The following is a 12,535-nucleotide window of genomic DNA, read 5'->3' as shown; positions in this document are numbered from 1 at the left end:
ATCGGCATGACCGCCGTCGCACTGCTCCCCGACAGGCTCGCCGCAGCCGGCTGGTCGCAGAAGACCTTCGTCGTCAGCGGCACCGTCTGCGCGTCCGCCGCCCTGGCGCTGCTCGCCACGCTCTCCACGGACACCGGACTCCGGACGGTCCGCGCCGCACTCCTGCTGATGGGCGTCGGCTTCGGCCGGCTCATCGGCCGGCTGATCCAGCTGGTCCAGGACACCGCCCCGGCCGGGCAGTTGGGCATGGCCACCACCGGCGTCCGGTTCTTCCAGACCCTCGGCGGGGCCCTGGGCGCCGCGCTCTTCGGCACCGTACTCAGCAGGGTCTACGCGGCCCGCGGCCCCGGCGGCACGACCAGCACCATCGACCGGCTGACCGGCCACGCCCGCCGGAAGGCGCTGGACGCCTTCGTCTCCTCGACGAACGTGGTCCTCCGGTCGGCGACCGGAGTGATGGTCCTGGCAGCCGTTCTGGCGACCCGGCTGCCGGCCGGTATCCGGCGGAAACCGGAGGCGGCGGACGTAAATGTCACCGCATTCACCACGGCGCCGCCGCTACCCCGCTGAATACACAATTCCGTCGGCCATTCCGGCCCCCGGCCGGCATCGGCCACCGGCCGGATATCCGCGGCCCCGGCATACGGTGCGAGAACGGCCCCGCCCATGAACAGGGCGGGGCCGTTCTCGTCAGAACTCGCAGGTCAGGCGAGCAGCGCCGGAATGGTCGCCTCGTGCGCCGTACGCAGCTCGTTCAGCGGAATGCTGAACTCACCCTGGACCTCGATCTCCTCGCCGTCCACGACACCGATCCGGGCGACGGGCAGACCCCGCGCACCGCACATGTCGTTGAAACGAAGCTCCTCGCTCCGCGGCACGGAGACGACAGCGCGCCCCGCCGACTCGGAGAAGAGGAAGGTGAACGCGTCCAGCCCGTCCGGCACGACCAGCCGGGCACCCTTCCCGCCACGCAGGCAGGACTCGGTGACCGCCTGGACCAGACCGCCGTCGGAGAGGTCGTGCGCGGCGTCGATCATGCCGTCGCGGGAGGCCGAGATCAGGATCTCGCCGAGCAGCTTCTCGCGGCCCAGGTCCACCTCGGGCGGCATGCCGCCGAGGTGGTTGTGGACGACCTCGGACCAGGCCGAGCCGCCGAACTCCTCACGCGTGTCGCCCAGCAGGTAGAGGAGCTGGCCCTCTTCCGCGAAGGCGACCGGCGTACGCCGGGTGACATCGTCGATCACACCGAGCACGGCCACGACCGGCGTCGGGTGGATCGCCGTCTCACCGGTCTGGTTGTACAGCGACACATTGCCGCCGGTGACCGGGGTGCCCAGCTCCAGGCAGCCGTCCGCCAGACCACGGGTGGCCTCGGCGAACTGCCACATGACGTCCGGGTCCTCGGGCGAACCGAAGTTCAGGCAGTCCGAGATGGCCAGCGGCTTGGCGCCGGAGGCGGCGACATTGCGGTACGACTCCGCCAGCGCGAGCTGCGCGCCGGTGTACGGGTCGAGCTTGGCGTACCGGCCGTTGCCGTCGGTCGCCATGGCCACGCCCAGGTTCGACTCCTCGTCGATCCGGACCATGCCGGCGTCCTCGGGCATCGCGAGCACGGTGTTGCCCTGGACGAACCGGTCGTACTGGTCCGTGATCCAGGACTTCGACGCCTGGTTCGGCGAGGCGACCAGCTTGAGGACCTGCTCGCGCAGCTCCGCGCCGTTCGCCGGCCGGGCCAGCCTGCCCGCGTCGTCGGCCTGGAGCGCGTCCTGCCAGGACGGGCGGGCGAACGGACGGTGGTACGTCGGGCCCTCGTGCGCGACGGACCGCGGCGGCACGTCCACGATCTGCTCGCCGTGCCAGAAGATCTCCAGCTGGGAGCCCTCGGTCACCTCACCGATGACGGTGGCGATGACGTCCCACTTCTCGCAGATCTCCAGGAAGCGGTCCACGTGCTGCGGCTCGACGATCGCGCACATGCGCTCCTGCGACTCGCTCATGAGGATTTCCTCGGGCGAGAGGGAGGAGTCGCGCAGCGGCACGGTGTCCAGCTCGACGCGCATGCCGCCGGAACCGGCGGAGGCCAGCTCGGACGTGGCGCAGGAGAGCCCGGCGCCGCCGAGGTCCTGGATGCCCGCGACGAGCTTCTCCTTGAAGATCTCCAGGGTGCACTCGATGAGGAGCTTCTCCTGGAACGGGTCGCCGACCTGGACGGCCGGGCGCTTGGCCGGGCCGGTCGACTCGAAGGTCTCCGAGGCCAGCACCGAGACGCCGCCGATGCCGTCGCCGCCGGTGCGGGCACCGTAGAGGATCACCTTGTTGCCGGGGCCGGAGGCCTTGGCCAGGTGGATGTCCTCGTGCTTCATCACGCCGATACAGCCGGCGTTGACCAGCGGGTTGCCCTGGTAGCAGGCGTCGAAGACGACCTCGCCGCCGATGTTCGGCAGGCCCAGGCAGTTCCCGTAGCCGCCGATGCCCGCGACGACGCCCGGCAGGACGCGCTTGGTGTCGGGGTGGTCGGCCGCGCCGAACCGCAGCGGGTCGACGACGGCGACCGGGCGGGCACCCATGGCGAGGATGTCGCGGACGATGCCGCCGACGCCGGTGGCCGCGCCCTGGTAGGGCTCGATGTACGAGGGGTGGTTGTGCGACTCGACCTTGAAGGTGACCGCGTAACCCTGACCGACGTCGACCACACCGGCGTTCTCGCCGATGCCGACGAGCATCGCGTCGTTGGCGGGGACCTTCTCGCCGAACTGCTTGAGGTGGACCTTGCTGCTCTTGTACGAGCAGTGCTCGGACCACATCACGGAGTACATGGCGAGCTCGGCGCCGGTGGGACGGCGGCCCAGGATCTCGCGGATCCGGGCGTACTCGTCCTCCTTGAGGCCGAGCTCCTTCCAGGGCTGCTCGACGTCCGGGGTCTCGGCCGCGTGCTTGACCGTATCCAGGCTCATGCGTTGACCAGCTTCTTGATGATCGAGGTGAAGAACCCGAGACCGTCGGTACGGCCGGTTCCGATCAGCGGCTCGACGGCGTGCTCCGGGTGCGGCATCAGGCCGACGACATTGCCCGCGGCGTTGGTGATGCCGGCGATGTCCCGCAGCGAGCCGTTGGGGTTCATGTCCAGGTAGCGGAAGGCGACCCGGCCCTCCGCCTCAAGCTCGTCGAGCACCCGCTCGTCGGCGACGTAACGCCCGTCCATGTTCTTGAGCGGTACGGAGATCTCCTGGCCCGCGGAGTAGTCCGAGGTCCAGGCGGTCTCCGCGTTCTCGACACGCAGCTTCTGGTCACGGCAGATGAAGTGCAGGTGGTTGTTCTGCAGCATCGCGCCGGGCAGCAGATGCGCCTCGGTCAGGATCTGGAAGCCGTTGCAGATGCCGAGGACCGGCATCCCCGCCTTCGCCTGCTCGATGATCGTCTCCATGACCGGCGAGAAGCGGGAGATGGCTCCGGCCCGCAGATAGTCGCCGTAGGAGAAGCCGCCCGCCAGGATGACCGCGTCGACCTGGTGCAGGTCCTTGTCGCGGTGCCACAGCGATACGGGTTCGGCGCCCGCGACCCGTACGGCCCTCAGGCTGTCCTTGTCGTCGAGCGTGCCGGGAAAGGTGACGACTCCGATACGAGCAGTCACTTCGACTCCTCGGCCTTCTCCACCTTCACGGTGAAGTCCTCGATGACGGTGTTGGCGAGGAAAGTCTCGGCCATCTCGTGAATACGGCCGAGGGCGGCGTCGTCGACCGGCCCCTCTACCTCCAGCTCGAAACGCTTTCCCTGACGTACGTCCGCGATTCCCTCGAAGCCGAGACGGGGCAGTGCGCGCTGCACCGCCTGTCCCTGCGGGTCGAGGATCTCGGGCTTGAGCATGACGTCGACTACGACGCGTGCCACTGGCACTCCCGGTGGTGGTGTGGTGCGGCTGTTTCTCCGGGGGGGCTCCCCAGACCCCCGCAGGTCCCCTCAGCCTACCTGGCCAAAAATTCTACGCGGGTAGATATCAAGAGCCCTTGATCACGCCCAGATATCGGACGCGACAACACACGGGGAAAGTCCTGCAAAAAAAATCCTCACCGGCAGCACACATAGAAGGCTGACACGCGGAGGTAATTGGGTGGGCTTCACAATGCGGCACCCACCGCTGTACAAATGATTACCGGGGAATGCAGCATTGCCCTAAACAGTCGGCAACCGTCGACGCCGTATCCGCCTACCAGCCGGAAGGCCGGCATCAGCGCACACCGGACGCGCCGATACCGTAGGAAAGGACCGATATCCGTGGCTCAGCGCGTAGTGGTCACGCTCTCCGACGACATCGACGGGGGAGCAGCGGCGGAAACGGTCACCTTCGCCCTGGACGGGAAGTCGTACGAGATCGACCTCAATACGTCCAATGCAAAGAAACTGCGCAAGGTCCTCGCGCCGTACATGGCGGCGGGCCGAAAGCAGACAAACGCCGGCAAGCACGGCAAGACCCCCGTGTCGTACCGGCACACTTCGCTCGCTCCCGACCCGGCGGCCGTGCGCGCCTGGGCCCGCTCCCACCGGATGGAGGTGCCGGCCCGCGGCCGGATCCCCAAGAAGGTCTACGAGGCGTTCCGCGAAGCGAGTTGACCCACCGACAGGGCGCCCGGCACCCCCTCCGGCGACACCCTGCGGACACCGACTTGCGCTACACCCCCGCAGGTCGGCTAAAGTCTGGAGCACGCCGAGGGGCAAGGCCGCAAAGCCGAACCTCACGCAGCGTGCGGGTGTAGTTCAGTAGCAGAACATCCCCCTTCCAGGGGGAAGGCGCAGTGTGCAATTCCTGTCACCCGCTCTGCATCATTCTTATCGACCACTCCGGTGGATCGGGTAGAGTGATGCTCGCACCGCCCGATGAAACTCCTTCCGAGGAGTACAATGAGCGGCAGCAATGCGGACGTGGCTCAGTTGGTAGAGCATCACCTTGCCAAGGTGAGGGTCGCGAGTTCGAATCTCGTCGTCCGCTCTTGATCGAAACGAAGGCCCTGGTCGATATCGACCAGGGCCTTCGTCGTGCCCGGCCGCACGCGGCGATTGTCAGCCCCCCATGACGTTTGTCATGAGCAGTGATGACACCTCGCACTGATCCGGTCGCCGATCCCGCGGAAATCTGTAGGCATGACCAGCGACGACATCCCAGGCAACCGCGCGGACCGGACCGTGGCACCCGCCGCAGCCGCCTCCGCGCCCGCTTCCCGTTCCGATGCGGTGATCGAGGCGACCGGAGTGCGGCGGCGCTATGCGGGCGGCTTCGAGGCCGTGGCCGGTGTCTCCTTCTCGGTGGCACGCGGCGAACTCTTCGCCCTGCTCGGTACGAACGGCGCCGGAAAGACCTCCACCGTCGAGCTGCTGGAGGGCCTGGCCGCGCCCGACGGCGGCACGGTGCGGGTGCTCGGCCACGACCCGTTCCGCGAGCGCGCCGCCGTCCGGCCGCGGATCGGGGTGATGCTCCAGGAGGGTGGCTTCCCGTCCGAGCTGACGGTCACCGAGACGGTACGGATGTGGGCGGGCTGCACCAGCGGCGCGCGCCCGACCGGTGAGGCGCTGGAGCTGGTCGGGCTGACCCACCGGGCGCGGGTGCGGGTCAAACAGCTCTCCGGCGGCGAGCGGCGCCGCCTCGACCTGGCGCTGGCCCTGCTCGGCCGGCCCGAGGTGCTGTTCCTGGACGAGCCGACCACCGGGCTCGACGCCGAAGGGCGGCGCAACACCTGGGAGTTGGTCCGCGAGCTGCGGGACGGCGGCACCACGGTCCTGCTCACCACGCACTACCTGGAAGAGGCCGAGACGCTCGCCGACCGGCTGGCGATCATGCACCGGGGGCGGATAGTGACGGCGGGCACCACCGCCGAGGTGACCGCCGCCCGCCCCGCACGCATCCGGTTCGAGCTGCCCGAGGGCGTCCCGGCGGCCCGGATACCGCTGGGACTGCGGGCCGCCGCCGACGGTCACCGGATCGAGATCCGTACCCACCGCCTGCAGGAGTCCCTGGACGAACTGCTCACCTGGGCAAGGGAGTCGGACGTACGGCTGCTCGGCCTCGATGCCCGTTCCGCCTCGCTCGAAGAGGCGTTCCTCGATATCGCGCAGAGCGCGTCGGAGTCCGAGAAGGTGGCTGCGTAATGACGACCACGACGAGCACGACCGGTGCGACCGGCACCGGCACGGCGGCCGGCACGACGCTCCGGGGCCGGCTGACCGCTCTCGGACGCGCCGAGGTCTCCCTGCTCGCCCGCAACCGGACGGCGGTGTTCGTCTCGCTGCTGATGCCCGCCGCCATGGTCCTGGCGATGAAGTCGACGCTGAAGCAGTCCGTTCTCGACGGCACCGGCCTGTCCGTCGCCGCGGCGGCGCTCAGCGGCGGCATCGGCATCGTGCTGATCCAGGCCGTCTACATGAACCTGGTCTCGTCCTACGTGGCACGGCGCGAGGACCTCGTCCTGAAGCGGCTGCGCACCGGCGAGGTCACCGACCCGGAGATCCTCGTCGGGACCGCCCTGCCGTCGGTCGCGCTGGCTCTGGCCCAGACCGTGGTGATCGTGGTCGCGGGGACGGCCTTCTTCGGCCTCGCCGCGCCGCAACGGCCCGAACTGCTGCTGGCGGGCCTGCTGCTGGGCGTGGTGCTGCTGGCGGCACTGGCCGCGGCCACCTCCGCGGTCACCCGCACCGTGCAGACGTCACAGCTCACCACTCTCCCGCTGTTCTTCATCTCGATGATGGGCTCGGGGCTCTTCGTGCCGCTGGAGGTCATGCCCGACCCGATGGCGTCCGTGTGCGAGCTGCTCCCGGTGACCGGGGTGATGACGCTCGTGCGGACCGGCTGGCTGGGCGGTGCCGAGGGCTCCGACCTGCTCATGGCCGCTCTGACCGGGCTGGCCTGGACCGCGTTCGCCGTGTTTGCTGTGCAGCGTCGGTTCCGCTGGGATCCGCGACGCTGAGGAGGGGACACCGTGGTGCTCGTACGGGGCTGGCGCCGCAGCTGGCAGCAGCGCAGCAAGCTGGAGCGGATCGATCTCTACTCGCGGCTGACCCTCTCGGTGATGCCCTGGCTCTTCACCCTGTCGTGGCAGCTGGCCCCCTTCAAGTCCGACATCCGCCATGCGCCGCTGCCGATCGCGCTGGGCGTGGCACTGCTGCTCGTGAGCCTTGTGCAGTGCCTGCTGAGCAACCGCAACATCCAGCTGTCGTTCGCGCACTACCTCGGCACCGCCGTCCTTCCCCGGCGGCGGCAGCTGCCGTCGCTGGTGCTGCTGCTGGTGAACCTGGGGCTGCTGGCGACGATGGCCGGGGTGGACGGGGTCACCGACAGCGGGCTGCTCATCATGACCATGAACGCTCCGGTGGCGCACGCGATCACGCAGGTCCTGGTGACCCCGATCCGCACCTTCCTGATCCAGTCGCTCGCCCTCGCCGCGCTGTGCGTCGGCGTCTTCGCCGCGGTCGGGGTGCGGGGCGGGGCACTGGCCGGCGTGGTGCCGACGATGCTCTTCGGCTGCGTGCTCACCCTGATCGCCGTACGGCCCAGCGCCTGGAGCCTGAGCGTGATGTGGCAGGCCGAGGAGGCCAGGGATCTTCAGGCCCGGCTCGCGGTCGCCGAGGAGCGGCTGCGGTTCGGGCGGGACCTGCACGACGTACTGGGCCGCAATCTCGCCGTGATCGCGCTGAAGAGCGAGCTGGCCGTGGAGCTGGCCCAGCGCGGCAGGCCGGAGGCGGTGGACCAGATGGTCGAGGTGCAGCGGATAGCCCGCACCTCGCAGCAGGAGGTGCGCGATGTCGTACGCGGCTACCGGGAGGCCGACCTGAGTACCGAACTGTCCGGCGCCCGAGGGGTGTTGAGCGCCGCCGGGATCGAGTGCGAGGTGACGGGGGACGCCGGCGGGGAGCTGCCCGCGCCCGTGCAGTCGGCGCTCGGCTGGGTGGTGCGGGAGGCGGCGACCAATGTGCTGCGGCACGGCGATCCCCGCAGCTGCACGATCCGCCTCAGGTCCCTTCCGGACTCGGTGGTGCTCCAGGTGGAGAACGACGGGGCGGCCCCGGCCGCGGGGCCGGACGGGGGTTCCGGGGCGGGCGACGGCTCCGGACCGGGCGGTTCCGGGCTCGCGGGGCTGCGGGAGCGGTTGCGGGTGGTCGACGGTTCGCTGGACGCGGGCCCGGCGGGGAGCGGACTGTTCCGGCTCACCGCCACGATCCCGCTCGGGCCGGCGGCGCCCCCGGCCCGCCTCGACAAGCCACCGGCCGCCCGGGAGGCACCCGTACTTCAGGAGGAACGACGATGACGACCGTACGGGTGCTGCTCGCCGACGACGAGCATCTGATCCGGGGTGCGCTGGCCGCGCTGCTGGCTCTGGAGGACGACCTCGTGGTGGTCGCGGAGGCCGCGACCGGCCCGGAGGCGCTGGCCATGGCCCGGGCCCACCGGCCCGATGTGGCGGTCCTCGATCTGGAGATGCCGGGCGCCGACGGTGTGAGTGTCGCCACATCCCTGCGAACCGAACTGCCCGGCTGCCGGACGATGATCGTGACCAGCCACGGGCTGCCCGGACACCTCAGGCGGGCGCTGGAGGCGGGCGTGCGGGCCTTCGTCCCGAAGACCGTCAGCGCCCGGCAGCTGGCCGGGATCATCCGCACCGTGCACGCCGGAAACCGTTACGTGGACCCGGAGTTGGCGGCCGACGCGATCTCCGCCGGGGACTCTCCGCTGACCGCGCGGGAGACCGAGGTGCTGGAGCTGGCGGCGGACGGGGCACCCGTCGCGGAGATCGCGGAGCGGGCGTCGCTGTCGCAGGGCACGGTACGGAATTACCTCTCCGCGGCGGCCTCGAAGCTCGGCGCGGAGAATCGTCATGCCGCGGTGCGTCTCGCACGGCAGCGCGGATGGGTATAGTGGTTCTCGCGCTTCGGCGCTTGCGGACGTAGCTCAGTTGGTAGAGCGCAACCTTGCCAAGGTTGAGGTCGCCAGTTCGAACCTGGTCGTCCGCTCGGTTCAGCAAGAAGCCCCCGGCCTTCCGGCCGGGGGCTTCTTCGTGTTCCGTCGGCAGTCCTACTGCCAGGACGTGCCGGTGAGGAGTTCGTAGGCCTCCAGGTACTTCGCCCGGGTGGCGTCCACGATCTCCTGGGGCAGCGCCGGCGGCGGCTGCTCGCTCCTGCGGTCCCAGCCGGAGGCCGGTGAGGTCAGCCAGTCGCGCACGAACTGCTTGTCGTAGCTGGGCTGGGCCCGGCCCGGCTCCCAGGCGGCCGCGGGCCAGAAACGCGACGAGTCCGGGGTCAGCACCTCGTCCGCGATGATCAGCTCCTCGCCGCCGTCGGCGGTGGGCGCGAAACCGAACTCGAACTTGGTGTCGGCGAGGATGATGCCGCGCTCACGCGCGATGTCACGTGCCCTGCCGTAGACGTCCAGCGTGGTGCTGCGCAGCAGGTCGGCGGTCTCCGTGCCGACCTGGCGGGCCACCTCCTCGAAGCTCACGTTCTCGTCGTGGTCACCGACGGCCGCCTTGGTGGCGGGGGTGAAGATCGGCGCCGGGAGCTCGGAGCCGTCGACGAGCCCCTCGGGCAGCGCGAGACCGCAGACCGTGCGGGACTCGTTGTACTCGACGAGGCCGGAGCCGGTGAGGTAGCCGCGGGCGACACACTCGACCGGGACCATCCGCAGCGACTTGCAGATCAGGGTGCGGCCGGCCCAGTCGGCGGGGGCCCCGGCGGGGAGCTCGGTGGACAGGACGTGGTTCGGTACGAGATCGGCGAGCTGGTCGAACCACCACAGCGAGAGCCGGGTGAGCACCCGGCCCTTGTCCGGGATCTCGGTCGGCAGGACCCAGTCGTACGCGGACATGCGGTCGCTGGCGACCATGACGAGGTCGCCCGCCTCGTTCCGGTACAGGTCGCGCACCTTGCCCGTGTGCAGGTGGGTGAGGCCCGGGACCTGCACCGGCTCGGGCTTTTCTACAAATCCGGACACGCTGCCTCCGCGTAGGTTGATCCAGGAGTCGTTCCGATTCTCCCGTATCGGGGTGCGGCGGAGTGGGGCGGGGCGTCCGTGGCGCCGACTTCCGTGGCCCCGTGGGCGGTTCAGTCGCGCTTGCAGATGCGGTCGAGGAGGTTGGCGGTGGCCCGCTGGATGCGCGGGTCCACATGGCCGGGGCGGTCCAGCGCCGGGGACCAGGCGAAGGTGCCCGAGGCGAAGACGATCGCCCCGGACGGGGCCCGGTACACGGATGTCTCCTGGTGGCGCTTGGCGCCCTCGCTGTCCAGGTACGGGGAGTGGGCGAGCAGGATGCGGCTCTCGTGCTCGGGGAGTGCGATGCGCGGGAAGTAGCGGTCGGCCTCGCCGGCGACCAGGCCGTCGAGCTCGTCGCCCTCGCCCGCGCCCGTCGCCTCCCAGAGCCAGTGCTCGGCGTTCCGTACGACCAGGGGGTGCGGATCGGGAACCCGGCCCGCGTACTGGATGCCGAGGAGCTGCTGCTCCGGGCGGTCGATCTCGCGCCAGAGGGCGGGCTTGCCGGGGCCGCGCCGCTTGCGGCAGGTGAGCAGGCGGTCCGGGACGCCGGACGGCGACGGGGAGAGGCTGACCTGCCAGTACATGGTGTTGGCGGAGAGGAAGACCAGCGAGGTGCCGCCGTCGCGGGCGTGTTCGACGGTGCGGCGCATCGGCACCGACCAGTACTCGTCGTGGCCGGGGAAGACCAGGCCCCGGTAGCGGGCCGGATCGACGCGGCCGGCGTGCAGATCTCGGGTGTCGGCGTACGCGAGGTCGTAGCCGTACCGCTCGGCCCAGCGGATGAAGTCGTACGCGTGACCGACGTGGAGCGGCAGACCGGCGCCCGCGTAGGGGCGGTCGAAGGAGACGGTGACCGCGGCGTCCTCCTCGCCCAGGAGACAGCCCTGCTCGTCCCAGGCGTGGTAGAGGCTGGCGCCGGTACGGCCGTCCTCGGGATAGAGGTTGTACGCCTGCCAGGTGATGTCCGGCAGGACCAGCAGCAGATCGGCCGGCTGGTCGTCGCGGACCGTGAACGGGATGTGGGAGCGGTATCCGTCCAACGTGGTGAGCACGGCGACGTACGCGCCGATCGACCAGTAGGTGGGGATCTGGAGCCGCCAGGACTGCCACCAGTGGTGGCAGGAGACCGTGCGGTCGGCGGTGAGCGGCGCGGGCTGGACGATGCCGGCGAGCCGGGGGCTCGTGGTGATCTGGGCGGCGCCGTCGCCGCCGTAGTGACCGATGCGGTAGATGTCCACGGAGAACTGCTGGGGCGGATCCACGGTGATGTGGAAGTCGATCGCCTCGCCGGGGGCCGCGGCGCCCGTGGAGATGAAGCCCTTGATCTGGCGGTGCACATCGTCGGCCGTGCGCGTGCCGCCGTCGGTGGAACCGCGGGTCAGGGCGGGGTCGGCGTACCAGGGGACGACATGGCCGGTGTCGTCGAAGTAGTTCTCGCTGCCGCGCAGCCAGGGCAGCGGACCCTGGCCGAAGGGGTCGGAGACGGCGTGCGCGAGGGCACCCGACTCCCATCGCCGAATCTGCTCCGTCCCCATACCGTTTCCCTCCCTCAAGTCCCCCGAGACAACAGTCGATGGTCGATGGTGGTGGCCGATCGTCGATCACCGATCGCCGCTGGTCATGCGTCATCGGTGCGCCAGCAGCCATGCGCCGACTGTCAGCGTCGATCCCCAGCACATCACATAACGCATGCAGTCCGTCACCGTTCGTCGCGAATTGACGTGAACGGAACGTGTTATTCCGGGCGTTGGGGTGTTTGCGCTGTGACTGCTGGGGCTGGTGCTTCAGACGAGGCGGACGGGCTTGTCGGTGCGTACGCCGATGGAAGCGAGCCAGGACCGCAGCGGTTCCGCGTCCCCGTCCTCGACCAGGCTCAGGACCGGACTGCCGAGGTCCGCCCGGCGCTCGCCGTCGATCAGCAGCGCGGGACCGTCCAGCCAGTCGAGGCCGGGCGCCGCGCCCGCCGTGTCCACCGCCGCGCAGCAGACCATCGCCGCGACATGGTCGGCGAGCAGCTCCGTGCCCGTGCGGGGCGGCTGGAGCGGGAAGAGCGGGAGGGGGTCGGGGCCCCAGGGGGCCAGGACGTCCCCGCCCGGGCCGGCCGGGGCGCCTGCCCGGCCCGATGCGTCACCGGCCCGGTGCTGCTGGGCCGCGGCCTCCTCACGGGCCACCGCGGCGCTGATCCCGGCGGCGAGCTCCTCGCCGCCGTCGGCCCGGCCTGCCAGATGCTCGACGACCCGGGCCAGCGTGGGCATCCCGGCGTCGACGGGGCAGGCGCCGGGGCGGGCGACGGGGCGTGAGGAGGCATCCGGGCGGGCTCGGGCGTCGCCGGGGCCGTGGAAGCCGTCAGGGGCGGGGTCCGTCACGGTGGGGTCCGTCGCGTCGCGGGCGGTTCCGGCCAGGTCCGTCGCGGTGAGGTCCGACGCGGTGAGGTCCGTCGCGTCGCGGGCGGTTCCGGCCAGGTCCGTCGCGGTGAGGTCCGACGCGGTGAGGTCCGTCGCGGCGCGGGCGGTTCCGGCCAGGTCC

General features: G+C 70.5%; 11 protein-coding genes, 3 tRNA genes and 1 pseudogene. 9 read left to right on the top strand and 6 right to left on the bottom strand.

Annotation, left to right across the window (positions count from 1 at the left end; translation table 11 throughout):
• The first annotated feature begins 6 nt into the window (after positions 1–6).
• On the top strand, positions 7–570 hold the full coding sequence (locus tag ACFVH0_RS35055; RefSeq protein ID WP_385826927.1) for a hypothetical protein: 564 nt from the start codon (positions 7–9) through the stop codon (positions 568–570).
• Between the two features lie 134 nt (positions 571–704).
• Here ACFVH0_RS35055 and purL read toward each other — a convergent pair whose 3' ends face one another.
• The 3 genes from purL to purS are packed head-to-tail and all read right to left on the bottom strand — an operon-like array spanning position 705 to position 3,888.
• The gene (purL, locus tag ACFVH0_RS35050) at positions 705–2,954 is read right to left on the bottom strand and encodes a phosphoribosylformylglycinamidine synthase subunit PurL (RefSeq protein ID WP_385826925.1); all 2,250 of its coding nucleotides are present in this window, start codon (positions 2,952–2,954) and stop codon (positions 705–707) included.
• A complete protein-coding gene (purQ, locus tag ACFVH0_RS35045) occupies positions 2,951–3,631 on the bottom strand; it encodes a phosphoribosylformylglycinamidine synthase subunit PurQ (RefSeq protein ID WP_385826923.1) in 681 nt (226 codons plus the stop codon). Before purQ ends, purL begins: the two co-directional genes overlap by 4 nt.
• The gene (gene purS, locus ACFVH0_RS35040; RefSeq protein WP_037695153.1) at positions 3,628–3,888 is read right to left on the bottom strand and encodes a phosphoribosylformylglycinamidine synthase subunit PurS; all 261 of its coding nucleotides are present in this window, start codon (positions 3,886–3,888) and stop codon (positions 3,628–3,630) included. Before purS ends, purQ begins: the two co-directional genes overlap by 4 nt.
• A 384-nt stretch (positions 3,889–4,272) precedes the next feature.
• Here purS and ACFVH0_RS35035 point away from each other — a divergent pair, with 384 nt between their 5' ends.
• The 8 genes from ACFVH0_RS35035 to ACFVH0_RS35000 all read left to right on the top strand — a co-directional run bounded on the left by ACFVH0_RS35035 (position 4,273) and on the right by ACFVH0_RS35000 (position 8,994).
• Positions 4,273–4,608, top strand: a complete 336-nt coding sequence (locus tag ACFVH0_RS35035; RefSeq protein ID WP_385826921.1) for an Lsr2 family protein — start codon at positions 4,273–4,275, stop codon at positions 4,606–4,608.
• A 133-nt stretch (positions 4,609–4,741) separates the two neighbouring features.
• A tRNA-Gly gene (locus ACFVH0_RS35030) sits at positions 4,742–4,813 on the top strand.
• Between the two features lie 98 nt (positions 4,814–4,911).
• A tRNA-Gly gene (locus ACFVH0_RS35025) sits at positions 4,912–4,984 on the top strand.
• A gap of 152 nt (positions 4,985–5,136) precedes the next feature.
• The gene (locus ACFVH0_RS35020; protein WP_385826919.1) at positions 5,137–6,138 is read left to right on the top strand and encodes an ABC transporter ATP-binding protein; all 1,002 of its coding nucleotides are present in this window, start codon (positions 5,137–5,139) and stop codon (positions 6,136–6,138) included.
• A complete protein-coding gene (locus ACFVH0_RS35015; RefSeq protein WP_385826917.1) occupies positions 6,138–6,953 on the top strand; it encodes an ABC transporter permease in 816 nt (271 codons plus the stop codon). Before ACFVH0_RS35020 ends, ACFVH0_RS35015 begins: the two co-directional genes overlap by 1 nt.
• Positions 6,954–6,968: 15 nt before the next feature.
• On the top strand, positions 6,969–8,291 hold the full coding sequence (locus tag ACFVH0_RS35010; RefSeq protein WP_385826964.1) for a sensor histidine kinase: 1,323 nt from the start codon (positions 6,969–6,971) through the stop codon (positions 8,289–8,291).
• A complete protein-coding gene (locus ACFVH0_RS35005) occupies positions 8,288–8,899 on the top strand; it encodes a response regulator (protein WP_385826915.1) in 612 nt (203 codons plus the stop codon). Before ACFVH0_RS35010 ends, ACFVH0_RS35005 begins: the two co-directional genes overlap by 4 nt.
• A gap of 22 nt (positions 8,900–8,921) precedes the next feature.
• Positions 8,922–8,994: transfer RNA gene (locus tag ACFVH0_RS35000), tRNA-Gly, on the top strand.
• A gap of 61 nt (positions 8,995–9,055) precedes the next feature.
• Here the strand turns inward: ACFVH0_RS35000 and ACFVH0_RS34995 are convergent.
• The 3 genes and pseudogenes from ACFVH0_RS34995 to ACFVH0_RS34985 form a co-directional block, all read right to left on the bottom strand.
• Positions 9,056–9,970, bottom strand: a complete 915-nt coding sequence (locus ACFVH0_RS34995; protein WP_385826913.1) for a phosphoribosylaminoimidazolesuccinocarboxamide synthase — start codon at positions 9,968–9,970, stop codon at positions 9,056–9,058.
• A 110-nt stretch (positions 9,971–10,080) separates the two neighbouring features.
• Positions 10,081–11,544 carry a N,N-dimethylformamidase beta subunit family domain-containing protein gene (locus ACFVH0_RS34990; RefSeq protein WP_385826911.1) on the bottom strand — a complete coding sequence of 488 codons (1,464 nt, stop codon included), beginning with the start codon at positions 11,542–11,544 and terminating at the stop codon, positions 10,081–10,083.
• 249 nt (positions 11,545–11,793) lie between these two features.
• Positions 11,794–12,535, bottom strand: a pseudogene (locus tag ACFVH0_RS34985) (hypothetical protein); the annotation flags it as partial.

Source organism: Streptomyces sp. NPDC127117 (assembly GCF_042677325.1).
In the GTDB taxonomy this organism is placed as follows: Bacteria; Actinomycetota; Actinomycetes; order Streptomycetales; family Streptomycetaceae; genus Streptomyces.
Note: the sequence above shows the minus strand (reverse complement) of the source record. Positions and strands in the feature narration are given on the sequence as shown.